This window comes from Paraburkholderia sp. A3BS-1L, assembly GCF_051125215.1.
Taxonomy (GTDB): domain Bacteria; phylum Pseudomonadota; class Gammaproteobacteria; order Burkholderiales; family Burkholderiaceae; genus Paraburkholderia.
The window spans coordinates 371,821-397,864 of sequence record NZ_CP120444.1 but is presented as its reverse complement, the minus strand read 5'-3'; the positions used below and the strand labels follow the sequence as shown (position 1 = coordinate 397,864).

Genomic DNA, 26,044 nt, shown 5'->3' with positions numbered 1-26,044 from the left:
ATGTCCGTCACCCTGCAACAATCAGTCGAGCAGTTTCTCTATCGAAAGGCCGAGCTCTGCGACGCGCAGAGCTGGGACGAGTACCTCGCCCTCTTCGACGAGAACAGCGAATTCCACGTACCCCAGTGGGACTCCGAGCACGTGTACACGACCGACCCGAAGCGCGGCATGTCGCTCATTTACTATGCGAACCGCACGGGGCTCGAGGATCGCGTGTTCCGCCTGCGCACGGGAAAGTCGGCGGCGTCGACGCCGCTGCCGCGCACGTTGCACCAGATCACCAACGTCCGTATTTCGGAGCGTGATCGCGGCGAGCTGGAAGTCAAGGCCAACTGGGCCACGTTCTACGCCCGGCATGGCGCTGCCGAACACTTCTTCGGACACGTCACCTACCAGCTGCGCCCAGCCGGCGAGACCTGGAAAATCGCTCGCAAGCACGTGCTCCTGCTCAACGACACGATCAACGCAGTGCTCGATTTCTACCATCTGTAAGCGGGAGTGCCACGAGATGAGCCACAAGGTTGCCTTCAGTTTTGCCGATGGCAGGACGGCGTTCTTTGATGTCCGGGCGGGTGAACTCCTGCTCGACGCCGCACTGCGCAATGGCGTCAACATCCCGCTCGATTGCCGTGAGGGCGTGTGTGGAACTTGCCAGGGGCGCTGCGAATCGGGCAGCTATACGCAGGACTATGTCGACGAGGAGACACTGTCTGCCGACGACCTCGCTGCGCGCAAGATCCTGTCCTGCCAGACGCGCGTGCAATCCGATGCGTCCTTCTACTTCGACTTCGATTCGAACCTGTGCAGCGCCGGCGGCACCACGCTGCTCACCGGCAAGGTCACCGCCGTGAAGCAGGTTTCAGAAACGTCGGCGATCCTGCATCTGGACGCGAGTGCCCATCCCGGGCGGCTCGATTTTCTGCCGGGCCAGTACGCCCGCGTGAAGGTGCCGGGCGCAGACGTTTGGCGATCCTATTCGTTTGCGCACCGTCCCGAGGACGGAAACCAGATCCAGTTCCTGATCCGTCTGCTGCCCGACGGCGCGATGAGCGGCTATATGCGCGAGCGCTGCCAGCCGGGCCAGACGGTCGAGTTCGAGGCGCCGCTGGGCACGTTCTATCTACGCGAGGTCGAGCGAGCGCTGGTGATGGTCGCAGGCGGTACGGGCTTGTCCGCATTTCTGGGCATGCTCGACGATATCGCTCACAAGGGCGGCTGTGGCCAGAGGGTTCATCTGTACTATGGTGTGACGAACGTGCGGGATCTATGCGAGCTAGATCGTTTGAAGTCCTACGAGGAACGCATTCCGCACTTCGCATGCGATATCGTTGTGATGAATCCCTCTGAAGCATGGCAGGGCAAGACGGGGCTCATTCCCGAGCATTTCGACCGCGGGATGCTCGAAGCGAACCCGTTCGACATGTATGTTTGCGGACCGCCGCCGATGGTTGAGGCAATCAAGACGTGGCTTGCAAGCGAACAACTGGAAGGCCGTCTCTACTACGAAAAATTCGGGGACAGCAACAGTGCGCAGTCGTCCGCCTGACGCTGCTGATGCCGGAGCGCCTTGGGGTGTTTCGGTATTTTGTCCGGGCACGGGGTGGTTTACCATTGAGCATTCGTCAATCCTCCCGTGAAACGCCATGCCTTCCCCCGCCTTCAACGACAGTCGAGGTATTGACGCGCTGAGTCGCGATCTTGAGGGCGCGCGGGACTGGATGGCGTCGATTTGCGGACCCCATGGGCTGCAGGTACGCAGCCCGAACGAACTGCAATTCCATCATTCTGGAACGGTGATGCGTTCCATGGCCAGCACGCTGGGGTATGTGGAGTACGGCACCGATGTCACCGTCTCGGTGCACAATGATGCGCCGCTAAACAGCTATAGCGTCAGCCTGCCACTCACCGGCCAGCAGGAGCTCGCCGCGCAGGGCCGCCTGTGGCTGTCGGACCAGGACAGGGGGCTCGTTCTGTCGCCGCATGAGACGCAGGACCTTGCGATCATGGGCAACTGTCGCAAGATCATCGTTTCGATTCCGATTCCGGCCCTGCGTCAGGTGCTTGAGGGACTTCTGCAACGTCCGCTCGACGCTGCATTGACGTTTGAGCCGCAGATGAATGCCGCCGAAGGCGACCAGGCGGCCTGGTGGCGCATGGTCAAGTTCCTGCTGGCCGAGATGGGGCAGGCGGGGCCGCTGCTCAGTCACCAGCAAATGGCAGGAGATCTCGAGCAGGCGCTGATCAAAGGGCTGCTGCTTGCTCAGCCCCACAACTACTCGAAGGCGCTTGCCGAGGCAATGCGTCCTTCATGTCCGCACTATTTGTTGCGCGCGAAACAGTTCATTCACGACAACGCACGCGAAAATATCGCACTCGAAGACATCGAGCGTGCTGCGGGCGTGTCGCGCTACAAGTTGTTCGAAGGCTTCCGGCAGCACTTTGGGCTTGCGCCCATGGCCTGGCTCAAGAGGCACCGGCTCGAAGCGGTACGCCGCGAGATGCTCTCGGACTGCTCGGAGCGCAACGTTTCGTCAATCGCGATGAACTGGGGATTTTCACATCTCGGGCGATTCTCCAACGACTACAAGCAACTCTTCGGCGAAACGCCATCGCAGACACTGAAGCGCGCTTCAAGACGTTAGATTGCCCGGCTTCGAGACAAGCAAAGGTAGTGTGGACGGAGTGCTCGCGCTCAGGCATCGAGGCGACGTGCGCCGCTTGACGAGGCAAGCTATGCGCCGTGGCATGGCGTGGAGGCGGCTTCAGGACATGCGAGCAGGATTTTGCGAACTGTCAATGCAGCGTGGCACTGAGCAGCCGGGAAGGGATCCAAGGGGTGGGCACTAGCGAATCCCTCTACAAGCATTCGCGTGCGCCATATCCGCAGACTCGACTCCAGCCGGCGTGCATGGCGCGAACACTTGATAAGCGTGTCACTGGAAATGATGCACGTAGCGCAGCACCAGGCGCGTTCCCTCGGGCCGGTTGCGCGCATCCGCCTCGAAATAGGCATTGAACATCAGGTGGTCCTGCCGGGAGAAACTGTACATTGCCCCCGGGCCGATCGCCCACACCGCCTCACGCTGCCCCTGCACATTCTGGCCATTCACCTTCATGTCGGTGATCTGGCGCAGCCAGTAACCATTGAGGCCGATTCGAAAACCAGGCATCACCTCGTATTCCGTGGCGATGTTGGCGTGCAGCGCCTGTCCGGCCTGCGACGAAGCTGCCCCATCCCCCAAGCCCTGATATGGTCGGTTATTCGTGGCGTTCCAGAGATAGTGCAGCCGCCAGGAAACTGTCCACTTCGGATTGATCCAGACAGTCGCGGCCCAGTATGGATCGATTGACCAGAAGCCGCTGCCCGGGTTGATCGCTTTGCCTGCGTCATAGGCACCCGTTGGCACAATGATCTGGAGTTCGAAACGGTGCGCAAAGCGCGGTCCGTCCGGGCCGACTACCGGGTCGAACTGGATGAACGGCCCAACAAGCAGATCGCCGAACCCTGTGCGCGCATTAAGCGCCACGTCGCCCATGCCGTCATCGGTGTGGGCTGATGCCACCCACGGCAGGATCACGTCGACGCCCGGATGCGCACCAGCAATCTTGAAGGGCGACTGATAAACGAGTTGCGTCAGGCCCGCGAAGATGTCGACGTTCTGCTTCGGCAAGGCGACCTTGTTTCCGGCATTCTCGTTGAGACGATCTGCAGTGTAGTACTCGAGGTACTGCGTTGCATACCAGCCGGGCCCCGCCGGCGGTGCACCATCGAGGAAGCTCGTGAAGCCGAGATTGACGTTGGGCAGGTCGCCCGCTATAGCCGATCCGGTGTGCATCAGTCCAGACACAGCGAAGCAGAGCAGCAGGCGGGACGCGGAGCGCTTCATGCGGTCACCTTATATATATGTATTACTAAATAAATCGATTAAATAAATTCTGAATTACGGGCTACTGCGCCGTACTGCCCGGAATGGAAGACCAGCGGCGCGTGGCCATCTGCTTCGAAATGTTCGATTTGCCCGATGAAGATCAGGTGATCGCCGCCTTCGTGCTGCGCCAGGTTGCGACACACGAAGTGCGCGCTGCAGCCCTCGAGCACCATGGTGCCGCCAAGGCTTTCACGGCAGGCAACACCGGAGTACTTGTCTGGCGACGGTTTCGAAAAGCGGCGCGACAGTTCCGTCTGGTCTTTGGCCAGCACGTTGATCGCGAAGTAGCCCGCCTGGACGAAATCCCCACAACTGGGTGAAGTCTTGCCGATACTCCAGATCACGAGTGGTGGATCGAGCGACAGTGACGCAAACGAGTTTGCGGTCAGACCGATCTTGCGGCCATCCCGCGCTGCGGCCGTGATGACAGTAACGCCCGTCGGATATTGCCCGAAGGCGTTGCGCAATTGCCGCATCGCATTGAGCTGGTCATCGGGTTTCGCGGCGGTGAGTTCGAGCGTGCTGCACATGAGCTTTCTCCTTTTCGTGTTCGTTACGCGGCGCGCGCAGCGTGTTCATCGATCAGCGCCATGCAGGCCGCCGGATCAAACCACCACGGCGAGAACGTGCGCGGGTCGTCGAAGCCGTTGGCAATCGTCGAGGCGAGCGTTGGGAACTGACCGGCCGCGCCGAGCAACTCGAGAATGTGCGGCGGCGGTGGCGTGAGCAGTGAGTTCGTCCACTTGACGACCTCTTGCGCATACGACCAGTAGCGGTCGAACGTCTGCTGCATCCAGTCCTCGCTGAAGGCAGCGCTGTTGCGCTCCAGAATGGCATCGAGATAGACCTTCGTGCACTTTGCAGCATTGTTCGAACCCTGGCCTGTAATCGGATCGTTCACGACGATCGCGTCGGCCATGCCGAACACGGTCTTGCCGGAAGGCAGCCTGAAGTAGGGATTGCGCACAGTGGGCGCGAAGCGCCCGCTCAACACGCCGTTGGGGTCGGTCAGTTCGACGTTTGCACAGCGCTCGGCTTCCCAAGGCAGATATTGGCGGAGAATGGCCAGACTGGTCTCGAGATGCTGCTCGGGTGTCTTGACGCCCGCCCAGCAATCGAGCTGACCGCCGGGAATGCCTTCGAACACCATGATTTCGCACGGGCCATTCGTGGTAAGAGCGGGGAACGCAAAGTACTCGCCCACGCCCGGAATCAGATTGAAGCGTACGCGCGAGTAGGGCGTGGACGGCGTCATGCCCTTCACGTAGGTCAGCGCCAGCGCGCGCTGCGGCTTGTCGAAGGGGCTGCGTTCGGCGTTGCGGCCCAGCAGATTTACGATCTCCCCCTTGCCGGCTGCCAGCAGCACGAGATCATGGCTCCTTGCGAGCTCTTCCATTTCGGGTACGCCGACGTCGCTGATTCGCACGTCGGCACCGCGTTGGACGACGGCTTCGAGCCAGGCCGACATCTTGACGCGCTGATCGACGGATTGGGCCGGTCGAGTCAGGCGCGCGGACCAGTCGATGAGCTTGCGGCCCGGCAGGTCCGGATGCGGCACCGCGAAGCCAATTCCCTCCACGGGGGGGCAGGACGCATCCCACCAGTTCAGGCCGAGATCTCGCTCGATTTGCAGAGAAGTGTTGAACATGCACTGACTCGACATGACCTTGCCGGTGCGGATTTGCTGTGCATCGCGATTGGTCGCAAGCGTGACTTCATAGCCGCGGTCGAGCAGGGAGAGCGCCAGTTGCAGACCAGACTGGCCGGCGCCGACGATGGCAATTTTTCTCATAGCGAATACCTCGAAGTCGATACGTCAGGGAAGAGTGTTTGCGAAGTGATGGGTCTTACTCAGCCAGCCTCGGAATGGCCGGCACGGCCTGCTCGGGGCCCATCGCCGAATAGCCGCCATCGACGGCGTAATCGGCCCCGGTCACGAAGCTGGCTGCATCGCTGCACAGGAAGGTGACGACATGCGCGATTTCCTCCGGGTTGCCGACGCGTCCAAGCAGATGAAAGGGCGCGGCCACGCGGTCCGTCTTTGCGCGATCGCCATGCGTGAGTTCGTCCATCACGCGCGACCAGGTCCAGCCGGGCGAAACCGAATTCACGCGGATCCTGTCCTGGGACAGGTCCATCGCCATATTGCGCGTGAGCGCCTTGAGCGCGGCTTTCGATGTCGGGTAGAGCCAGCGCCCCGTTTGAGCGCACTCGGCCGAGATCGAACTGAAGTTGACGATCGAGCCGCCGCCGCGCTTGACCATATACGGATGCACGGCCTTGACCAGCATGACCGCCGAGATCACGTTTACATTCATTGCGGCGAGCCAGTCGTTTCGGCCTGCCTGGATGCCGTTGTCCACATAGCTGCAGGCCAGATTGACGAGAATGTCGATGCTGCCGAACTGCCGCGCGGTTCTGGCAACAGCTTGCTCCAGCGCACTGTCGCTGGTGATGTCGGTTTCGACGAAGAGACCGTTGGTGCCGAGCGTTTCGGCTACGCGTCTGCCGTTCTGAACGTCGATATCGAGCACGGCAACGCTGGCTCCGGCGGCGGCGAGATCCCGGGCGACAGCCGCGCCGATCAGCGTGGCGCCACCCGTCACGATGGCGGTTTTGCCTGCGAGTGAATTCATGATGGCTTGCTCCATGTTCTTGAGAGGATGATTCGGTTAGTTCGCGTCGTTGGCGGGGGCACTGTCCCGCCAGCGCTTCATCAGCGTGTTTGATGGGAGCGTTTCGTCAAGCAGTTTGCAGGCGGTATCAGCGCCTGTTGTGGGCAGTCCACTCGGGTCGAGCAGACCGATCTGCACCAGCACGCTGGCCTGGTCCCAGTAGATGTGCTCGTGGTAGAGCTTGTCGCCGCGGAATTTCACCACGGCAAGCAGCGGAATCTCGACGCGCTTGCCCGTCGGCGCAATGCCGGGCAGCATCCAGTCGATCTCGGTGGTATGCGTGAAGCAGAACAGCGTTTCGTCGACGATCTGCGTTGCGCCGATGGTGCGCGAAACCGGGATGATCGTCGTATCGGGCGGATTGGCGTGCACGAAGTGGTGGCGATAAAAGCGCTTCAACTCGGTGTAGCCCACGCCGCCCGTGAGCGTCGGAATATGGTTGACGTAGGGCTCGGCCACCATCGTCGCCATCGTGGCTTCGACGTCGCGCGTCGCGAACTCGTGGGCGAGGTGCGCCTCCCACAGTGCAGAGAGATCGTATTGCGGCCCTATCGTTTTGCGAAACGCGGCGACCGCGCGCTCGTGCGCCATCATGGCCGAGGGCTTGTCAAAATGCTCACCACCCTTGCGGGCGAACGCGTGATCGACGCCCGGATAGACATACACTTCGACATTTTCGTTGTTGCCCAGCGCGGCCGTGATCTGCTGCTGCGCATCGGCCGGGCAGAAGCGATCGAGCGCCGCGATATTCAGGACGACGCGCCCCTTGATGTTCTTCGCTTCGTCCAGTGCCTGCTCAATACCCACGCCGTAGTAGCTGACTGCGCAAGCCACGGGAAGACGGCAGGCCGCGAGCCAGGCCAGCTTGCCGCCCAGGCAGAATCCGAGCACACCAGTCTCGCCGCGGCATTCGGGCAATGTCCGGAGTACGGCGAGCGTCGCGCCGATATCTTCGACACCCTGGTTTTCGTCGTATTGCTGATAGAGTTCGAACGCACGCGCAAAGCCGGCCTCCGTATAACCGAGTTCGATGCCCGGTTCGACGCGCCAGAACAGGTCGGGTGCCAGCACCGTGTAGCCTTCCTCGGCGTAGTAGTCGGCCACGTCGCGCATGGTCTCGTTGACGCCGAAGATCTCCTGGCACAGCACAATACCCGGCCCCGTGCCACTTGCAGGAGTTGCCAGGTAGGCCCGGAACACGCCGCCTTCCGGTGCGGGAATATCGATGTATCTTCCTTTCATTGCGGGCTCTCCACCAAGGTTGTGTCTCGAATGCCCCCAGTGTTCTGCGACAAAACAATGGGCTCTATCCGTTTCATTCAACGGGTATCCGCGGAATCCAAAAACGTGCGGAACGAGGGAAAACCCTGCCAGGCGGGCGAGGGTAATTGAGGATGGCTGCCGCGGCAGGGCAGGCCTACAGTACGCAGCTTCCGGCAGAGGGCACAGCTCCTGTGCCTTTGGCGTCGCCCGGCTTGCTGGAGGCTTCCGGAGCGAGGAAACTATCTGGATCTCCCACGCGACTATCCGCTTCCTTCAGACGGTTCGTGGAGTCGGGAAACTCGTGCACGGATCAGGTGCGCGCGAACGTTCTTGGAGCGCTTCTATGGAGCATCTTCCCGCTGCGAATGTGCTGGTCGGCGCGGCCTGCTTCAACAGCGACACCCTGTTGCTCGAATCGGGCGACCTCAACGAGGTGCGCGAGTGCGTCGGCTCTGTGTTCAAGCCTCACAAGCTCGCGCTGCCGGGCGCTTCACACCAGTTGCCGAGCCGCATGTATCACGCCCGGCACGGGAGCCTGTCGCTCAATCTGCTCCACTACGATGGCGACGTGACGATCGATCCCGAACGTCTCGACAGCTTCTTCCTGTTGCAGATCCCCGTGAGTGGCGGTGCTGAAATCGAATGTGGGGATCGCCGTTTCGACTCGTCGCCGGCTGTTGCGTCGCTCGTGTCGCCGACGCTGCCCTTGCGGATGCGCTGGATTCGTTGTCCGCAGGTCGTGCTGCGCATCGAGCGCGAAGCGATCGAGCGCCACTGCGCGCGCCATTTTGGCACCGAAGAGCACGCAGCGGTGGAGTTCGAGCCTGCATTCGAACTAGCTTCGTCATCGGGGATGTGCCTGTTGTCACTGCTTTCGGTGCTGGGGAATGCATTGAACGATCCGGCGCACCCGCTGCGTCATCCACTGGCCTACGAGCAGTTCGAGTCGACCTTGCTCAACGCGCTCGTCTATGGGCAGCCCAACACGGCGCGCAGTGGCATGCGGCCCTCACGCGGACCGCTTGCGCCGTTCTACGTGAAGCGGGTTGAGGAGTACGTGCGCGCGCATCTGCATGAACCCCTGACGATTGAACGGCTCGCCGAGTTCGCAGGCGTAAGTGCAAGCACGCTGTTTGCCGGCTTCCGCAATTGCCACGGCGTAAGCCCGATGGCCTGGGTGCGTCAGCTGCGCCTTGAGCGTGTGCGCGATGAACTGCGCGGCGCGGCGGCTGAACCGATGTCCGTTACGGACGTCGCGCTCAAATGGGGGTTCGCCCATCTGGGCCGGTTCGCAATGGACTACAAGCGGATGTTTGGTGAATCGCCATCGGTTTCGCTACGAAACCGTTCCGGCTAAGCGATCGGCAGACAGTCTGCGAGCGTCCCGTCGATTTTAAACATACAAGAATGGACCCAGCGGTTTGTTCAGCAGGCGTTGCCGTGCCGCGCTGATGCAGCGCTTCGAGACGACCTCGTTTGCCGATCTGCTGCGGCGCGCCGCGCCGATTGTCGGCTAGCCGCGCATGCCGATTCAGGGCAACTGCCCCAGCGATTGCTGCAAGCTGATCAAATTGACCGGCACCACGCGAATCATGCCGCCGCGCGGGCTGTCGATATCGGCGATCAATGAGAGCGAAAGCGCCACGGTCACGGGCAGCACGAACATCAGCACGCGCCGGCCGGTCGTGCCGCGTGCGCCGTAACCCTGCATGAGGTTGCTGACAAACGCGATCGCCATCATCAAGCCCCACGCCGACACCGGAATGCGATTGAGCCAGGCCGCCTGCGTATAACCTTGTGTATTCAGCACGTCGTTCATGCCGGACACCGCCAACGCCGTGATCGGCGTGGGCCGCGCGAGCGCTGCGCCGCGCACGTTCTCCCACAATTGAGCCTCGAGCCCCGTGGTTTTGTTGTTAATGACATCGAGTTCGTGCGCATTGCGCGTTTTGTAATAGTCAATGCGCAATTGGAGGTATTGAGCCAGCAGCGCCTTGATTCTGGGCGCCTCGGCTTCGCCGATCAGATCGGCACGCACGTATTCGGTGCCGATTGCATTCGCTTCTTCTTCCTCGTAATTTTTGCGCTGGTCATAGCGGCTCACCGCCATCGAGAGCGTAAAGCCGATTAGCAGCGCGAGCAGCGTGAGCGTTGCGCCTTGCACGACGTTGTAATTCTCGCGCGCATCGTCGGAGAGCGGAAAGGCGCGCTGCATGAAGAGCGCGCCAAAAGCGGCGGCCACACTGAACAGCACGATCAGTGCGACGAACAGGACGGCAGGGTGGTGAACGAGCATGGCCATTTCAATTATTCCTGGACTGGAGTTTTATTGAGTAGCAGGGCCGGGCGTCAGGATTTTACGGCAATTGACTCGTTTCGGGTTCTTGCAGCGCGGCACCAAAAACAATGGCTTCGGATGGAGTATCAGGCGCGTACTTTTTCTGAATTGCCGCGCGGGGCAATTAATTGCCCTTACTACCTATAGCGGGTTTATGCCGAATTACGAAAACTTGCATGCGGAGGTGAAAGGTCGCCATCAAGCGGGCAGGACGGCAATAACCAGCGCGGCGGCGGCAACGCAACATAGTTCCAGTTGCTGGCCGACTACAATCTGTCACGCACCACCGACGTCTATATCGAAGGCGATTGCGCCATGCACTGCGGCGGGCTGGTTGGGGCGCAGTTGAAGGGCTTCGTGGGCTTCGAGCGCGGCGGCGAAGACCACGCAGGGGCTTGATGGCGGACCCGTGGCACATGTTCTGCGTAGAGGGGCTGGCCCGGGGCGATGCAGGTTGACGTGGCCTCGGGCGGCAGTCGTTGGTTCTTGCAGTGGACGCCGCGCGACGCGGCGCGTGATCTCACTGCGCGTCTTGAAGCCCCCATGCCTCGCTCGTGCTTCGGCAGTATTGCGGGCGCAGCTTGACTGTGTGGTCTCCCGCATGCACCGTCACGGCGACGAACCGGCAGGTTTTGCGGTTCTTGATCGAGGTGTTCTCCGGCGTGATGTCCGCGCTGACTTCGGCGCGATCGGCGGTGGCGGGGCGGACCCATTGCGTGGTCTCGCCGTCGTTCTTCGTGTTCAGCACGACGTGCACCGTGCTGTTGAGCGCAGCGATGTCGTTCTTGTCGAGCTGGGGCATCGGCGTGCTTTCGAGAAAGTCGCCAGGCGCGGACCAGGCGGGCACCGATGCCAGCGCGAGCAACAGTGCGCCGAGTGCGGCGCCCAGGTGAGTTTCCCGTCTGGCCAGGCCGGTCGAGTCGTGGTTCGACATGGTGAATTCCAGTCTCTCAAAGCATGCGGTGGAGGAGCGCGGCGCAGCGCCTTTGCACGTTTGCGGCTCGCAGGCGGATCAGCTGGCTCCGAATCCATATGCTGCCAGATTCGCCGCTTCAGCGGCAATTCGACGATTTGATTCAGCCCAGGCGGGCATCGGCATCGGCGGCGAGCACGGCGACGGCGCACTGCGCGTGGGCGGCAGCACGACGGGATATTACGGCCTCTTGGCCGCTTCGCTTGGCGCGACCCTCGGCATGCAGTCGAAGGCCGTGGTCTATCTGTTCATGACGCAGGACGCAGGACGCGCTCGACAAATTCCGCGCCTCCAAGGGCTGGTCGGCGAGCGGCGACGCATCGGCTGCGGTCGTGAAGATGGGCGCCAATGGCCAGCTCGACACCACGACCACCACCAAGCCGGTCGAGGTGTTCGTGCCGACGAACAGCGGCTTGATGGGCGACCTCTCGCTCTCCGGCACCAAGATCACCCGTCTGGACCTGTGAGGCCGAGTTGCGGCTCACGGGCGCCGCCCGCGGCCCCGAGATGAAAAAGCGCCTCAACGCCATGCTCGCGCTGCTCAGCTACACGGTCACGCCGGATCAGACCGCGAGTTCGCTGGGCATTAACAACGGCAACACGTGCAACCCGGCGCTGAACATGACCCCGCTCGGCGGCCCAGTCCCGATCAACCGGCACATCGACGAGAACAAGAACAGCCCGAATGTGTCGGGCGCTTCGCTCGGGATTGCGCTCAGCTTTTGATCTCCGCGCTCCAGCGTTGAACGCGATTGCGCCCGGCATGTTTCGCCGCGTATAGCGCCGCATCGGCGCGCTTGAGCGTGGCTTCGAGGCTGTCTTCCGCTTCGTCGTAGCAGGCAATGCCGATGCTGCAGGTCTGCGTGAGCGTGCCGCCATCGTCGAGTTCGATGGGCGTGTCCTGCAGCGCATGCCGAATCCGTTCGGCCACCATACGGGCGCGCTCTTCGGGCGTGTCCAGCAAGATCGCGGTGAACTCCTCGCCGCCGATGCGCGCGGCAAGATCGTCTTCGCGCAGCGCGTGCTCGAATACCCGCGAGGTCACCGCGAGCACGCGGTCCCCAATGGCATGGCCCCACGTGTCGTTCACGCGCTTGAAATAATCGAGGTCGAGCGCGAGCACCGAAAGCGGGCGATGATGCCGCCGCGCATGCGCCACTGCCTGCCCGGCGGCCTTTTCGAAGTAGCGGCGATTGGCGAGCCCCGTGAGCGGGTCGAAGTCCGCATCGGTCTGCAATTGCTTGAGCAGCAGATGCTGATGGGTGATATCGGTCAGCACCACGAGCAGGGGATCGTCGTCGCCGGGCTCCGCAAGTGCAGGCAGTCTCGTGCAGTGAACCAGCATGTGGCGAACGCCCGAACGTGTCTGGAACGGTTCGGGGTCCATGGTGTCCTCTGCCTGCATGCGCACCCAGTTTGTATCGTCGACCAGCAGGCGCGCAAACGGCTGGCCTTGGTCAGCCACCGCGCCGAACACGGCAAGCAGGGCGTCGTTGCCGAGCAGAATGCGTTGCGATTTTGCATCGACCACGGCCACCGGCGTCGGCATATTTTCGACGATGGTGGAAACCGTGCTCGCGTAGCGTTGCACGTGGCCGACGAGATCCTTTTGCCGGCCCAGCAGGACGAAGCTGCTGCCCAGCATGACGAGCAACAGCGCCGTGCCGCCCAGATTGATGTAGAAGCTCGCCCAGAGGCTGTCGCGGTATGTGCTGATGGCATAGCCCAGATCGAGCGTCCAGTACGCTGTGTTCGATCCGAGTCCGATCCTCTGCTCCGCAACGAGACGCTCGGTATGGTCGCGCCGCCATAGCGCATAGACCGTGCCTTCCATCGGCCCAGCGCGCGTACCCCCGTCGTCGGTGAGCCGTTGCCCGATGGCGAGCCCTTGCACGTCAGGATAGCGCGCGACGACGCGATGCTCGTTGTCGCGCAGCAGCAGCGCGGTGCCGGGAACCAGCTTCACGTTCTCCAGCAGATGCTGTTCGAGCGGCACGAGGTGAATCGTGACCGCGTTCAGCTGGCCGGCCTGGTCGAGATGCTTTTCGGCGACCACGAGGGCGCCCCGGTTGCCCCACACGACAGGCAGCCACAGCCGCCGGGACGGCGCGGCCCGCACCTGCGCGAAGATCGCGTCGAAGCCGGGGATCGCGTTGCGCGCGTTGGGGCGCGAGGCAGCCACCAGGCGCGCGTTCGCATCGAATACTGCAATCAGGGATTCGCCCAGTGACATCTGCAGCGTTTGCGTGAGATCGCCGAGCGTATCGTTGGTGGCCTTGCCTTCGTCGACGAGCGTCGCGGTGGCCGACATCATGCCGTCGAGATCGTGAAGACGGTCCTCGATGAGCCGTGCGACCAGCGAGGTTTGTGCGGTGAGCCGCTGGGCGGCTTGCAGATTCGCGGCGCGGAAGTCGTGCCACGACTGCCATGCATTGATAAAGATATTCGCCGCGACCAGCACCGAAAGCAGGACGAGGAATTCACGCATCCACGATTTGCGCGTGACCGGCTGCAATGTCCAGCGATGATTCCTGGGGGGCGGCGAGTGCATGGGTCGTTAATGCGTTTTGATTTTCCGGCTAATTGAAGGAACGCGGGCGTGAATGCTCCTTTGGGACATTCGGCTTGCCCAAAACCCGGATGGTTGCGGCCTGATTTCGGGGCAATACGTACGATGTTCGCATTCATCGCGCGCACACCGATCGCGATTTCGCCGCCGACTGAGCAGAAAAATGCCCGCTCAAGGCGGGCACAAGTACGAGGAGACCGGATAAGGGCGTCGGGGTATGCCCTTGGGACACACTGTAGCGCACGGTGCGCGTGCGAAACACCTATCTGAATGAACAGGGGAGGGCCGTGACCTGGCGCGCATCGCGCGATCGGCTCAGGTGGCCTGCCGATCCTTGATCGTGAGCCGGCACACGGTTGCGAGCGCGAGCAGATTCGGGTCGCGCTCGCGCCGGCGCAGGAAGCTCAGGCCGATGGTCTGCCGCATGTTGAACCGGGCGGATAGCGGGATCAGCATGATCTTGTGCGCGAACAGGTCGCGCACGCGGCCCGGCAGCAACGTATAGCCCACGCCGCCACTGACGAGGTTGATCAGCGAGAAGATGTCGCTGACTTTCATCACGACGTTCGGCGTGAAGTCCGCAATGCGGAACGCTTCGAGAAAGTCTTCGGACGTCGCGAATCCCTCGCTCAACGAAACGAAGGGCTCGTCGCGGCACTGGCGCAGGTCGATCGCGTCGTATTGGCCGTATGCGGAGCCGATTGGCGCCGCGAAGAAAATCTCGTCCTCGAACAACTCGATCGATTCGATCTCCGAATCATGCGAGGGAGCCGCCATGAGCGAGGCGTCGATCGCGCCGCGCTTGAGCTTGTCGAGCAGGTCGGCGTTCGAGCCGAGAATCAGCTCCGCCTGCAGATCGGGGCGCCGGCTCTTGATGACGGTGACGATTTCGGGCACGGCGCGGATCGTCAGCGAGTACAGCGAGCCGATCTTCAGATGTTCCGAGCCGTAGCCTGCGGCTTCGCGCGTCGCGCGGATTCCGTCGATCATCGTATTGAGGACTTCGCCGGCAACTTCGGCGAGCACACGGGCCGCGTCGGTCGGGGTCAGGCTGCGGCCTTCGTGACGGAACAGCGTGCAGCGCAGGCCTTTCTCGAGCGAATGCAGCGCGCGATGGACGCTGACCGTGCTGATGTCGAGCGCCTCGGCCGCCTTGGCCAGGTTGCCGCATTGCATGAACGCGAGCAGCACTTCGAGCTTGCGGAAGGTGATCTCTTCGTCGACGCGGGGGAGCATGATGGGGCGGCTGTTCGGGAGGCGGCAGGAAATTCTGCACCAGAACACGAGCCGTCGCAATTCGGGCGGGGCGGCTGGAAGGACGCCGGCGGTCCTCTGCGATCATTAGCCGGAGAGTAACGTTCCGAACGCCAACGAGATTGATGGAGATTGTCCGCGTATCTATTATCTTTCGAAATCCGGCTTTCCAATACGAGCAACGTCGCTGCGCACGGGCCGCCGCCGTTGTCGGTAATGCGCTCGAATGGTATGACTTTATCGTCTGCGGCCTTCTTTGCCGGCATTTAGCGCTGGCGCTGGAATCGCGCGGAACTATGAAGCTCTCCGGTCCCCATCCACAATCCTTCGTTCAAGAAAGTCACGCATGAATCAGGCATCGCCTTCTCCCGCCCAGCCCACGCATGGCGAAATCGTCGCCGCCAGCGCGCTCGAACTTTCGCAATGGATCCGCCTTCGCAAGGTCTCCTGCCGCGAAGTGATGAGCGCCTTCCTCGACCACATCGAGCGCGTGAACACGCCGGCCAACGCGATTGTCTCGTTGCGCGAGCGCGCCATCCTGCTGGCCGAGGCCGGCGAGCGCGACGCGCAACTCGCGCGCGGCGAATACCTTGGCTGGCTGCACGGCATTCCGCAAGCGCCCAAGGACCTCACCGCGACGGCCCGGATTCCCTCCACGCAGTGCTCGCCGATCTTCCGCGACGAAGTGCCGAAGGCCGACGCGCTCGTGGCCGCACGCATGCGCGCGCAAGGTGCGATCTTCATCGGCAAGACCAATTCGCCGGAGTTTGGCCTGGGTTCGCATACTTACAACCCGGTGTTCGGCACCACGCTCAACGCTTACGATCCCACGCGCAGCGCGGGCGGCAGCAGCGGCGGCACGGCGGTGGCGCTCGCGCTGCGCATGCTGCCGGTGGCGGATGGCAGCGACATGATGGGCTCACTGCGCAATCCGGCGGGTTGGAACAACATCTTCGGCTTCCGGCCTTCGCAGGGGCGCGTGCCATCGGTGCCTGCCGTCGACGTGTTTTACAACCAGCTTGGCTGCGCGGGGCCGATGGGCCGCAGCGTGCCCGACGTGGCCATGCTGCTTTCCACGCAGGCGGGCTACGATGCACGCGCGCCGCTCTCGATTGCCGAAGATCCGGCGCAATTTACCGGTCCGCTCGCGCGTGAATTCGGTGGCGCGAAAATCGGCTGGCTCGGCAATTACGGCGGCTATCTGCCGATGGAAGACGGCGTGCTCGCTCTTTGCGAAACCGCTCTCAAGGACTTCGAATCAATTGGCTGCAAGGTCGAGGCGACGCGTCCCGACTATGCGATGGACAAGCTCTGGGACTGCTGGCTCACGCTGCGCCACTTCTCCGTGGCGGGCACGCTGGGCGCACTGTATCGCGATCCCGCCAGGCGCGCGCTGCTCAAGCCCGAGGCGCAATGGGAAGTAGAGGGCGGGTTGAAACTTTCGGGCGAGGACGTGTGGAACGCCACAGTCGCGCGCACGCAGTGGTACAACGCGCTGCTCGCGCTGTTCGAGCGCTTCGACTACCTCGTGCTGCCGAGCGCGCAGATCTTCCCGTTCGATGCGAAGGAGCACTGGCCGAAGTCCGTCGCGGGCCGCACGATGGACACCTATCACCGCTGGATGGAGGTGGTGATCGGCGGGACGCTCGCGGGCCTGCCCGTGATGTGCGTGCCGGCGGGCTTCAACGCGCAGGGCCTGCCGATGGGCTTGCAGGTGATCGGCAAGCCGCACGCCGATCTTGCCGTGCTGCAACTGGCGCATGCCTACGATCAAGCCACGCAGTGGGTGACGCGGCGTTTGCCGGGGGGGCTTGGGACGTAAATCCCAAACAGCGGGGTATTGGCATTATCAATGCGCATTGCATATTCCAGATGCGGGATTTGCCGATGGACGTCATCGCCATCGAGCAGCCGAAGAGGTGCACCGGGAAAGTCTATGTCGCATTTTCCTAACATGCATGGCATTCCAAAATATTTGAGCGCTACAAATCGGACCCGAAGCTGCGCACGGCGCGGATGCAGTACATCGAGCCTTCGAAGTGGATCGACGGTGGCGAGGATGCGCATGGGCATGCGGTTACCGCGACCGAAGCCGCCATTGACGACGTGCTTGAATATCTGCCGGCCTTCGATCCGAAGCAGCTCAGCCTGCCCGACGACAAGCAGCCGTTCAGTACGGAAAAAGGCGATTACAGGGAAGACTGGCTGAAGCTGAAAGCCACCCGCTATCCGCTCTCCATTCGGCAGGTCTCGCCGCGCTCGGCGAGCCAGGCGCTGGTAAAACTGATGACGCGGATCGGGACGGACGCTTCCGGTTCACACCACCCTCCGATGCTGTTTGGCGCTCTGGGACAGTATTGGCACCGTCCACGAACTCAACGGATTTCGGGGCGATCCCGTGTCGTGGCTCGACCGCTACGTCGCGACCGAACGGACGTTGCAGGTCGGGGCGCAGCATGACATCGACGCGGCAAAAGCGATCGTAGAGTCGCGCAACGAAACGATGTACAAGGCGCAGGATGTCGTCATGAACCCGCTGGCGAGTCCGGACGCGCAGACGATGCTGGCGAAGCAGCGTGCCAAGGCACTGGTGGGGGCCGATCCGGCGCGAGCTGCGCAGATCAACGCGTTCTACGACGACCAGGCCTGGATGGCGGCGAACAATACGCCGCCCAGTTACCAGCGACGGCTCAACATAATGGGCATTAGCAGTTCAGTATCCAATCCCGGTTCGAACGTGCCCTACACCGGCAAGTACCGCGACGAAATCATGTCGGAGGCTCGTGCGTACGCACAGAAGAAGGAGGCCAGCATGCAAGCGATCTGCAAAAGCAGATCGATTCGGCGACGGCCTACGACTGGTCGAAATATGCTGCCCGCCTGAGGGGAAAAGACCTCGACCATTTCCGCGACCAATACCAGAAACTCCGGACTTCCGTTCATGAACAGCAGGAAACCAGAAGTGCCGATGTGGGCGCCTGGCTGCAGGCGTCATTGCTGTTCGACACGCTCGAGGATTATGGGTCCACCGACCTGAATGATGCTGCCGCGTTCGAAGTTGTCGTCACCGACGCAACGCCAGGTCTGGGCAGCACGCCAAAGGGGAACGTTCTTCGCTCCGTTGAGCGCGCCGTCCATGCCGGAGATGTCGAACCGGGCGATCGAGCACGCCGGAAACGTTCGGAGATATTGGGGGAACACTACGTCGAGCAATGCGTCGGCAAACTCCGGATAAGCGTCAGAGGCGGCTGTCGAGACGGGCGGCGAGCAGCGCGAACGATTGCAGGAGCCGTTCGACATGGGGATCTTCGACATGGTCGCCAACCATTCCGAGGCGGGCAGCAATCTTGGGGTAGCGCTCCGCAAATACGCCGATTGAGCGGCGCAGCAGACCTGGTTCCCTTTCGTAATGCGGAAGCAGATCCATCGTGTAAGGCAAAAATTTCCAGGATGCTGAATGTGCGCGGGGGGGGTGGGTGGCGGATATTGTCGAGGCCCCCGACCTCAACGCAATCCCATTTGCCTGTCCGCGAGACTGACCAGTTGCACGAGTTCAGGTCCGAGCGTGTCGTGCAGTTCCTTCTCGCCCATGCGCAGGCCGGGAACCGCGCAATTGAACAAAAGCCTTCTCGGCCCGTAATGGATTCGGGACGCCACGCCAACCGCGAGCACGCCGAGCCCCGAATCGCCCATGTTGATCGCATATCCGCGTTGGGCGTAGCCCGCCACGGCGTCCATCGCGCGCTTGTGGGTGCGGGCATAGCTTTCGGGGCGAAGCTGGCGGGCGCGTTTGAGGAAGTCCTGCCGTTCGGGCGCCGTCAATTGCGCTAGCCACGAGCGCCCCATGGCCGTCTCCAGCACGCCGTTCACCGCGCCCACGCCGGGGCGCTTGAGCGTGCCTTCCTCGTAAGCGCAGGTTTCCAGATACACCACGTCCAGATCCATCGTTACGCCGACCGAAACCGCGCCCTCCACGCGATCGGCCAGCGCCTGCATGGCCGGGCGCACGAGCGCCAGCATCGGCGTCTTGATCAGGTACGGATACGCAAGCATCACGGCGGCGGGCCCGATAAAGTAGCGGTCCAGCCGTTCGTCGTGGTCGAGAAAGCCCAGCGCATGCAGCGTTCGGCATAGCCTCGAAACCGTCGGGCGCGACAGTCCCAGCCGGGCCGCAAGCTCGCTGTTGGCATGGGCGCGCGGCTCGCTTACGAAGCACTTCATGATCAGCAGGCCCTTGGCCAGGGTGCCGGAAAAGTATGGGTCGTCTTCCTTCACGCGGCGCAGATCGGTGTCGTCCTGCATCGAATAAGCGTTCAGCGATTTGCGCATACGAATTCCCCGAAATAGCCGCCAATGGCCTTGCTGCAACCGGATTTCAATATTTGAAATTCTAGTTCATTCCCTGTGATGCTTGCGCGTAGAGTCGCCGCATTGGTCGGGCGCGTCGCCACTGACGCATCCCTTATCACCAGCCAAGACCGGTGAAGCCCGCCCCCATGAAGGAGACATCGTTGAACACCGCCAAATTCGTCACCGCAACGGACGATGCCCATACGCCCGCCGCGCCCGCCGACGTCGACGCCACCTATCGAAAGATTCTGTTCCGGCTCTTGCCGCTCCTGATTGTCTGCTACGTCTGCGCGTACCTCGACCGCGTGAACATCAGCTTCGCGAAACTGCAGTTCATGAGCGATCTGGGCTTCAGCGAGGCGGCATACGGACTGGGCGCCGGATTGTTTTTCCTCGGTTACGTATTGTTCGAAGTCCCGAGCAATATGCTGATGCAGCGTATCGGCGCGCGCCGCACGTTGCTGCGCATCATGGTGACCTGGGGCGTGATCTCCAGCGCGACGATGTTCGTGAAGACGCCCATGCAGTTCTATGTCTTGCGGGTGCTGCTCGGCGTGGCCGAAGCGGGCTTTTTCCCCGGCGTGCTGTTCTATCTGACGATCTGGTTCCCTTCCGCACGGCGCGGACGCGTAACGGGCTATCTGATGGCCTCCACGGCGCTTGCCGGCATTATCGGCGGCCCGGTATCCGCGTGGATCATGGTGCACATGGCGGGCCTGCTCGGCTTGAAGGGATGGCAATGGCTGCTGCTGGCCGAGGGGCTGCCGTCGCTGCTGCTGGGGGCGCTGGCCTTCCTGATCCTTAGCGATCGCCCGGCCGACGCACGCTGGCTCAGCGACAAGGAAAAGGCCATCGTCATCGAGCAATTGCGCGCCGACGAGGGCGGCGGCTCACGGGGGCACGCAGCGGGACATGGGATCCTCAAGGTGCTTGGACAACCGCGGATCTATGTTGCGATGGTCGCCTATTTCTGCGTGATCATGCCGTTCAATGCGATCGGTTTCTGGACGCCGACCATCCTCAAGGACATGGGCATCAAGGACCTGATTCACGTGGGCTGGCTGTCGAGCCTCGTGTTCGTTGCCGCTGCAATGGGGACCTGGATCCTGGGCGCGAGTTCTGACCGTCTCAAGGAGCGGCGCTGGCACCTGCTGATCAGCAGCGCCGTCATGGCGATCTGCTTTGGCATGCTGCCGCTGGCGCTGCATAGCCAGGGCTTCGCCGTCGCCATGCTCGGTGTCGCCGCCGCGGCGTCGTACGGCGCGTTCGTGGTGTTCTGGACGATCCCGCCTTCGTTCCTCGACGGCGACGCCAAGGCCGCCGGGATTGCCCTGATCACCAGCATCGGCGGCACGGGCGCCTTCGCCAGTCCGACCCTGGTGGGCTGGATCAAAACCAGCACCGGCAGTCTCTATCCGGCGCTGACCGCGCTGGGAGTGATCGCAGTCGGCGGCGCCGTGCTCATGATGTTGGCGACCCGTCGCGCATCGCCGGACGTGCGAACCTGAATTCGCTTTGGCGTCTCATCCCTATTCACGCTTGCCCGGAGTTAGATTCGTGATCCGAAATAATGCAAACCTTGAAGCCCTGATTGCCGATGTTCGCGCTTTTGTGCGCGATCAGTGGCTCCCCATCGAAGAACAGGTCGCCCGCGACGATCTCGTGCCGCCGGACATGGTCGAAGCGCTGCGGCGCAAGGGCTATTTCGGCTGGAGCATCCCGGAAGCCTACGGCGGCCTGGGCTTGACCACGGAAGAACTGGTGCTGTGCGCGATGGAGTTGTCGCAAGCGTCCGTGGCCCTGCGCGCCCGCGTGGGCACCAATACCGGAATAGGCTCCGAGGCGCTGGTGGCCGATGGAACCGAAGAACAGAAGCGTCGCTGGCTGCCGCGCATGGCGACGGGCGAACTCACGGGCTGCCTTGCCTTGACCGAACCGGAGGCCGGCTCCGAAGCGAGCAACGTGCAGACCACGGCGCGCAAGGACGGCGATCATTACGTGCTGAACGGCACCAAGTGTTTCATCACGAACGCTCCCGTGGCGGACGTATTCACGGTAATCGCCCGCACCGAAGAAGGCACGCGCGGCAGCACGGGTCTCTCGGCGTTTCTGGTCGAACGCAGCGACGGACTCACCACTGGCGAGCCGTATCGCAAGATGGGCCAGGCCGGATCGCCGGTGTCCGATGTATATTTCAAGGATTGCCGTGTGCATGCGAGCCAACTGATCGGCGGGCGCGAAGGCGTTGGCTTCCAGACCGTGATGAAGGTGCTGAACAAGCAGCGCCTGCACCTCGCGGCATTGTGCACGGGCCCCGCGATCCGCATGCTCGACCTCGCCATCGACTATGTCACGCATCGCACGCAATTCGGCCAGCCCGTGGCGAACTTCCAGCTGGTTCAGGCGATGATCGCGGATTGCCGCACCGAAATCTTCGCCGCGCGCTCGATGATCGTCGAAGCCGCGCGCGCCCGTGACCGGGGCGAGGACGTCGCGCTCCCGGCATCGATGTGCAAATACTTCGCGTCGGAAATGTGCGGGCGGGTGGCCGACCGCGCGGTCCAGATGTTCGGCGGCTCCGGCTACGTGGCGGACTTCAGCCCGATCGAGCGCTACTACCGCGACGTGCGCCTGTTCCGCCTCTACGAAGGCACCAGCCAGATTCATCAGTTGAATATTGCCAGGCTCGTGTTGCGCGGCGAGGGGAAGTAGGCAGATGGAGACCGCACATTACCCGCTGCACGGCGTGCGCATCCTGGACATGGCCACGGTATTTGCCGGTCCATTTTCGGCGACGCTTTGCGGCGACCTGGGCGCGGAAGTCGTCAAGCTGGAATTGCCGGGAGGAGGCGATTCCCTGCGCACGCTGGCGCCGGTGCACGACGGCATTCCGCTTTTCTGGAAGACCGCCAATCGTGGCAAGAAAGGCATTTCGCTCGACGTTCGCAAGCCCGGGGGGCGCGCGCTCTTTTTGCGCCTGATTCGCGATTTCGACGTGCTGGTGGAAAATTTTCGCACCGGCACGATGGACAAGTGGGGGCTCGATCTGGCGACTTTGCATGAGCACAACCCGCGATTGATCGTGCTGCGCATTACGGGTTTCGGGCAAACCGGACCGTATGCGCGCCGCCCTGGCTTCGCACGTATTTTCGAATCGATGAGCGGCTTTGCGAACCTGACGGGAGAACCGGATGGTCCCCCGCAGCATATGAACTATCCGCTGGGCGATGCGGTTGCAGGCCTGTTCGGCGCGTTCGCCATTTCTGCCGCGCTGGCCGAGCGTAACGCGTTGCCGGCCGGCCAGCAAAAGGGCGTGGAGATCGACCTGTCCGCCACCGAGGCAATGCTGCGTCTGCTCGACCCTCTGGCGGCCGAATACCGTTACACCGGAGAGGCGCGGATGCGCACCGGATCGCGCGCGACCTATACCGCGCCGTCGAACGTCTATAAGACGGAGGATGGCCAATGGGTCACGCTGGTCGGCACCGGCGACGCCATTTTCGCGCGCGTGTGCCGGGCGATGGACAAGCCCGAATTGACACAGGATCCACGCTTTCTGACCAATACGGACCGGGTTGCGAACCTGGCTGAACTGGATCGCTGCGTGCAAACGTGGTTCAGATCCTTGCCGTATCCGGAGATCGCGAAGCGGCTCGAAGATTGCGAGGTGCCGTTCAGCAAGATCTATACGATTGCCGATGTGGAGGCGGACCCGCATTTTCAGGCGCGTGGCGTACTCGTCGAATTGCAGGACCCGGAATTGGGCACGGTTCCCGCGCCAGCGCCCGTGCCGCGTTACGTGGGAAGAACCCCGGCCGAGATGACGACGGGACCGCAAACGGGACAGCACAATCGGGAAATCTATGCACGCCTCGGCATGGATGAGGCGCAACTGGAAGCGTTGCGCGCGGCAGGAATTATTTAGGCCGTGTGACGGGTATGGTGCGCTGAAAGGCCATTTAAAACAAGGCCTTCTACATACTCGAGTTCGATTTGGAAAAGCCCGGGCAAGCGGGAAAATTCGCCACTCAGGGATACCGGAGCGTGCCGGTTGTCCCGCACGAATATCGTAAGTCGCGCAGACCGATTGCTGTCCGACCCCAAACCCCTGAGACGAGGCAACCGGCGGCGCTGCATGCCGTGGCCAAATTTGTCACTAGAGCGGCAGGTTTGGCCAGGCTGCCCCTTTCCCCGCGATGCTAGGATCGCCGCATGACGATACGTAATAGTACGTAATAGCAACGCGTGACCGTGCGCGCAGGAGAAACTTGCGATGAAAATCGAAACATTGGGCGTCATCGGCGCTGGAACGATGGGCGCCGGCATTGCCCAGGTCGCCGCTGTCGCGGGCCTCAAGGTCATCATGATCGACGTGGCCGACGCCGCACTGACCAAAGGCATCGCCGCGCTCAGCAACAGCCTCGGCCGTCTCGTGGCGAAGGGCAAACTGGAGGCGGCTGCGCAGGACGCCGCGCTCGGCCGCATCGAAACGTCCACCGACTACCAGCGTCTCGCGGGCGCGGACCTCGTGATCGAAGCGGCCACGGAAAACCTCGATCTGAAGATTCGCATTCTGAAGCAGATCGAATCGGTAGTGGCGCCCACCGCCATTATTGCGTCCAACACCTCGTCCATTTCGATCACGACATTGGGCGCGGCACTCGGCGATCCGGCGCGCTTCGTCGGAATGCACTTTTTCAATCCGGTCCCGCTCATGCCGCTGGTCGAAATCATTCGCGGCCTGCAGACCAGCGCCGCCACGGCGGAGGCGATTCGCGAACTGACCACGCGGCTCGGCAAGTCGCCTATCAGCGTCAAGAATTCGCCGGGCTTCGTCGTCAACCGCATTCTCGTGCCGATGATCAACGAAGCCTTTTTCTTGCTGGCCGAAGGGGCTGCGACCGCAGAGGAAATCGACGCCGGCATGTGCCTGGGCGCGAATCATCCTATTGGGCCGCTCGCGCTGGCGGATCTCGTGGGTCTCGATGTTTGCCTTTCCGTGATGGATGTTTATCTCAAGGATTTTGGCGATCCTAAGTATCGGGCGTGCCCGCTCCTTCGCGAGCTGGTGTCCGCGGGCCGGCTGGGGCGCAAGACCGGCCAAGGTGTTTATAGCTACGCTTGATTGCTTGGCCCGGGCACGCCCACCCGAGGCGATTCAAACGGGCGCGGTTTGATAGCCAGCGTCTGCCAGCGCATGCCGCAGTTCCTGATAGCTGCGCAGCCCGGCCAGACCGAGCTCGCGCCCGATACCGCTGAGCCCGAGCCCGCCCCAGCAGATTTGCGGAAAGATCAGTTGCGGCGTGTTGATCCACACCAGCCCCGCACGCAACTGCATTTGGTAGCGGCGCGCGGCGTCGCGGTCGGCGGTTACGACGGTCGCGACAAGTCCATAGCGCGTGTCGTTGGCGAGCGCGATGGCTTCCTCGTCGCTGCGGAACGACTTGACGCACGCCACCGGGCCGAATACCTCGTCGGTCCATAGCAGGTTGTCGGCTGGCGGCTCGGCAATCACCACCGGGGCCATGAAGAAGCCCTCCGCGCAGGCTTGATCGAGGCGGCCCGAGAACGCGATGGACGCACCGGCTGCCAGGCCTTGCTCCACGAGAGACTGCACGCGCGCGCGCTGCGCTGCGCACACGAGCGGTCCCATCGTGATGTTCGCCGCTTGCGGCGGTCCGACCACGATGGCGCGCACCGCAGTTTCGAACGCGGCCATGAACTTGCGGTACACGTCGTCGTGCACGAGGATGCGCGCGGTGGCCGAGCACATCTGGCCCGCGTTCGTGAGCGCGCCGCCCACGGCGAGCGTGACGGCGTGCTCCACGTCGGCATCGGCGCGCACGATGAGCGCGGACTTGCCGCCGAGCTCCAGCGTGACGCGCTTCATGTCCTGCGCGGCTGTCTGCATCACTTTCTTGCCCGATGCCGTGCTGCCCGTGAACGAGATCTTGTCGACGAGCGGATGCGCGGTGAGCAGCGCGCCCACTTCGCCGCCGCCGTTCACGAGGTTGACGACGCCGTCTGGCACGCCCGCCTCGTCGATGATGGCGGCGATCATGTGCTCGACCGGTGACGTGATCTCGGATGGCTTGAGCACCACCGTGCAGCCGGCGGCCAGCGCGGGCGCGATCTTCCATGCGGTGGTGACCATCGGGAAATTCCACGGCACGATCAGCGCCGCCACACCAACGGCTTCATAGAAACGCTCGCCCGACACGCTGTCGTCGGGCAATGCGAGCGATTCGGGCGCGAAGGTCTTGTCGTCGAAGCACAGGTCGGCGTAATAGTTGAACGTGGCCGCAGCGTCGCTCACGTCGATGTCGGCTTCCGCGGGCGGCTTGCCGCTCACTTGCATCTGCATCGCGCTCAGGCGCGCGCGGTCCGATTCGATCAGCTCTGCGATCTTTTTCAGCAACTTGCCGCGCGCGATGGGCGTGGTGGCACGCCATGAGCCAAGCGCGGCGTGGGCCATACGCACCGCCTTGTCGACGAGCGCTGCATCGGCGTGCTCCTGCCAGCCGATGGTCGCGCCCGTCGAGGCGTTGACGATGGGCGTCGCGTGATGCATACCGTTTTGCGCGCCGTTGCTCACAGGCGCGCCGGCAATCGTTGCGGCCGGCAAGACGAATTCGCGTTGCTGTTCTGCGGGCGTCGTAATCGAAGGTATCGTGGCCATCGTAAGGTCTCGTG

Annotated in this window: 25 protein-coding genes and 2 pseudogenes; 15 read left to right on the top strand and 12 right to left on the bottom strand. The window is 62.6% G+C overall.

Annotation, left to right across the window (positions count from 1 at the left end; translation table 11 throughout):
- The 3 genes from antB (at position 1) to P5W99_RS26925 (ending at position 2,642) form a co-directional block, all read left to right on the top strand.
- Positions 1-492 (top strand): anthranilate 1,2-dioxygenase small subunit, encoded by a 492-nt coding sequence (gene antB / locus P5W99_RS26935; RefSeq protein ID WP_421027837.1) that lies wholly within the window; start codon positions 1-3, stop codon positions 490-492.
- A gap of 16 nt (positions 493-508) precedes the next feature.
- Complete coding sequence (antC, locus tag P5W99_RS26930) at positions 509-1,546, top strand: anthranilate 1,2-dioxygenase electron transfer component AntC (protein WP_421027836.1); 1,038 nt, start codon at positions 509-511, stop codon at positions 1,544-1,546.
- A gap of 97 nt (positions 1,547-1,643) precedes the next feature.
- Positions 1,644-2,642, top strand: a complete 999-nt coding sequence (locus P5W99_RS26925; RefSeq protein ID WP_421027835.1) for an AraC family transcriptional regulator — start codon at positions 1,644-1,646, stop codon at positions 2,640-2,642.
- 291 nt (positions 2,643-2,933) lie between these two features.
- On the opposite strand, the gene P5W99_RS26920 is transcribed toward P5W99_RS26925, so the two are convergent.
- The 5 genes from P5W99_RS26920 to P5W99_RS26900 are packed head-to-tail and all read right to left on the bottom strand — an operon-like array spanning position 2,934 to position 7,846.
- The gene (locus P5W99_RS26920) at positions 2,934-3,887 is read right to left on the bottom strand and encodes a SphA family protein (protein ID WP_434665206.1); all 954 of its coding nucleotides are present in this window, start codon (positions 3,885-3,887) and stop codon (positions 2,934-2,936) included.
- 38 nt (positions 3,888-3,925) lie between these two features.
- Positions 3,926-4,459: a flavin reductase family protein gene (locus P5W99_RS26915; RefSeq protein ID WP_421027833.1), complete on the bottom strand. Its 534-nt coding sequence runs from the start codon at positions 4,457-4,459 to the stop codon at positions 3,926-3,928.
- A 23-nt stretch (positions 4,460-4,482) separates the two neighbouring features.
- Positions 4,483-5,721 (bottom strand): styrene monooxygenase/indole monooxygenase family protein, encoded by a 1,239-nt coding sequence (locus P5W99_RS26910; RefSeq protein WP_421027832.1) that lies wholly within the window; start codon positions 5,719-5,721, stop codon positions 4,483-4,485.
- 55 nt (positions 5,722-5,776) lie between these two features.
- Positions 5,777-6,565, bottom strand: a complete 789-nt coding sequence (locus tag P5W99_RS26905) for an SDR family oxidoreductase (protein WP_421027831.1) — start codon at positions 6,563-6,565, stop codon at positions 5,777-5,779.
- 36 nt (positions 6,566-6,601) lie between these two features.
- Complete coding sequence (locus P5W99_RS26900) at positions 6,602-7,846, bottom strand: dienelactone hydrolase family protein (protein ID WP_421027830.1); 1,245 nt, start codon at positions 7,844-7,846, stop codon at positions 6,602-6,604.
- Positions 7,847-8,210: 364 nt separating this feature from the next.
- On the opposite strand from P5W99_RS26900, the gene P5W99_RS26895 reads away from it, so the two are divergent.
- Positions 8,211-9,224: an AraC family transcriptional regulator gene (locus P5W99_RS26895; protein ID WP_421027829.1), complete on the top strand. Its 1,014-nt coding sequence runs from the start codon at positions 8,211-8,213 to the stop codon at positions 9,222-9,224.
- Positions 9,225-9,398: 174 nt separating this feature from the next.
- Here P5W99_RS26895 and P5W99_RS26890 read toward each other — a convergent pair whose 3' ends face one another.
- A complete protein-coding gene (locus tag P5W99_RS26890; protein ID WP_434665199.1) occupies positions 9,399-10,169 on the bottom strand; it encodes a hypothetical protein in 771 nt (256 codons plus the stop codon).
- Positions 10,170-10,460: 291 nt separating this feature from the next.
- Here P5W99_RS26890 and P5W99_RS26885 point away from each other — a divergent pair, with 291 nt between their 5' ends.
- Positions 10,461-10,604 (top strand): hypothetical protein, encoded by a 144-nt coding sequence (locus P5W99_RS26885; protein WP_421027827.1) that lies wholly within the window; start codon positions 10,461-10,463, stop codon positions 10,602-10,604.
- A 121-nt stretch (positions 10,605-10,725) separates the two neighbouring features.
- On the opposite strand, the gene P5W99_RS26880 is transcribed toward P5W99_RS26885, so the two are convergent.
- On the bottom strand, positions 10,726-11,139 hold the full coding sequence (locus P5W99_RS26880) for a hypothetical protein (protein ID WP_421027826.1): 414 nt from the start codon (positions 11,137-11,139) through the stop codon (positions 10,726-10,728).
- Positions 11,140-11,287: 148 nt separating this feature from the next.
- On the opposite strand from P5W99_RS26880, the pseudogene P5W99_RS26875 reads away from it, so the two are divergent.
- Positions 11,288-11,645 (top strand): annotated as a pseudogene (locus P5W99_RS26875) (YSC84-related protein); the annotation flags it as partial.
- Between the two features lie 40 nt (positions 11,646-11,685).
- Positions 11,686-11,904, top strand: a complete 219-nt coding sequence (locus tag P5W99_RS26870; protein WP_421027825.1) for a hypothetical protein — start codon at positions 11,686-11,688, stop codon at positions 11,902-11,904.
- Here the strand turns inward: P5W99_RS26870 and P5W99_RS26865 are convergent.
- Positions 11,894-13,729, bottom strand: coding sequence for a diguanylate cyclase (locus P5W99_RS26865; RefSeq protein ID WP_434665195.1), 1,836 nt, complete (start codon positions 13,727-13,729; stop codon positions 11,894-11,896). The genes P5W99_RS26870 and P5W99_RS26865 overlap by 11 nt on opposite strands.
- A 333-nt stretch (positions 13,730-14,062) precedes the next feature.
- Positions 14,063-14,983 carry a LysR family transcriptional regulator gene (locus P5W99_RS26860; RefSeq protein WP_434665192.1) on the bottom strand — a complete coding sequence of 307 codons (921 nt, stop codon included), beginning with the start codon at positions 14,981-14,983 and terminating at the stop codon, positions 14,063-14,065.
- Positions 14,984-15,126: 143 nt separating this feature from the next.
- Here P5W99_RS26860 and P5W99_RS26855 point away from each other — a divergent pair, with 143 nt between their 5' ends.
- The 4 genes from P5W99_RS26855 to P5W99_RS26840 all read left to right on the top strand — a co-directional run bounded on the left by P5W99_RS26855 (position 15,127) and on the right by P5W99_RS26840 (position 17,885).
- Positions 15,127-15,351, top strand: a complete 225-nt coding sequence (locus P5W99_RS26855; RefSeq protein WP_421027822.1) for a hypothetical protein — start codon at positions 15,127-15,129, stop codon at positions 15,349-15,351.
- The gene (locus tag P5W99_RS26850; RefSeq protein WP_421027821.1) at positions 15,348-16,823 is read left to right on the top strand and encodes an amidase; all 1,476 of its coding nucleotides are present in this window, start codon (positions 15,348-15,350) and stop codon (positions 16,821-16,823) included. The genes P5W99_RS26855 and P5W99_RS26850 overlap by 4 nt, the downstream gene beginning before the upstream one ends.
- A 194-nt stretch (positions 16,824-17,017) precedes the next feature.
- Positions 17,018-17,461, top strand: coding sequence for a hypothetical protein (locus P5W99_RS26845; RefSeq protein ID WP_421027820.1), 444 nt, complete (start codon positions 17,018-17,020; stop codon positions 17,459-17,461).
- Positions 17,400-17,885, top strand: a complete 486-nt coding sequence (locus tag P5W99_RS26840) for a hypothetical protein (protein WP_421027819.1) — start codon at positions 17,400-17,402, stop codon at positions 17,883-17,885. Before P5W99_RS26845 ends, P5W99_RS26840 begins: the two co-directional genes overlap by 62 nt.
- Before the next feature lie 266 nt (positions 17,886-18,151).
- On the opposite strand, the pseudogene P5W99_RS26835 reads toward P5W99_RS26840, so the two are convergent.
- Both P5W99_RS26835 and P5W99_RS26830 read right to left on the bottom strand, forming a co-directional pair.
- Positions 18,152-18,428, bottom strand: a pseudogene (locus tag P5W99_RS26835) (type VI secretion system baseplate subunit TssF); the annotation flags it as partial.
- A gap of 77 nt (positions 18,429-18,505) precedes the next feature.
- A complete protein-coding gene (locus tag P5W99_RS26830; protein WP_421027818.1) occupies positions 18,506-19,330 on the bottom strand; it encodes an IclR family transcriptional regulator in 825 nt (274 codons plus the stop codon).
- 182 nt (positions 19,331-19,512) lie between these two features.
- On the opposite strand from P5W99_RS26830, the gene P5W99_RS26825 reads away from it, so the two are divergent.
- The 4 genes from P5W99_RS26825 to P5W99_RS26810 all read left to right on the top strand — a co-directional run bounded on the left by P5W99_RS26825 (position 19,513) and on the right by P5W99_RS26810 (position 24,476).
- The gene (locus tag P5W99_RS26825) at positions 19,513-20,859 is read left to right on the top strand and encodes an MFS transporter (protein ID WP_434665186.1); all 1,347 of its coding nucleotides are present in this window, start codon (positions 19,513-19,515) and stop codon (positions 20,857-20,859) included.
- A 49-nt stretch (positions 20,860-20,908) separates the two neighbouring features.
- A complete protein-coding gene (locus P5W99_RS26820; protein WP_421028043.1) occupies positions 20,909-22,063 on the top strand; it encodes an acyl-CoA dehydrogenase family protein in 1,155 nt (384 codons plus the stop codon).
- A 4-nt stretch (positions 22,064-22,067) separates the two neighbouring features.
- Positions 22,068-23,276, top strand: coding sequence for a CaiB/BaiF CoA transferase family protein (locus P5W99_RS26815; RefSeq protein ID WP_421027816.1), 1,209 nt, complete (start codon positions 22,068-22,070; stop codon positions 23,274-23,276).
- A 348-nt stretch (positions 23,277-23,624) separates the two neighbouring features.
- Entirely contained in the window at positions 23,625-24,476 is an 852-nt protein-coding gene (locus P5W99_RS26810) for a 3-hydroxybutyryl-CoA dehydrogenase (protein ID WP_434665183.1), read from the top strand.
- Between the two features lie 33 nt (positions 24,477-24,509).
- On the opposite strand, the gene P5W99_RS26805 is transcribed toward P5W99_RS26810, so the two are convergent.
- Positions 24,510-26,030 (bottom strand): aldehyde dehydrogenase family protein, encoded by a 1,521-nt coding sequence (locus tag P5W99_RS26805; RefSeq protein ID WP_434665180.1) that lies wholly within the window; start codon positions 26,028-26,030, stop codon positions 24,510-24,512.
- Positions 26,031-26,044 lie beyond the last annotated feature (14 nt).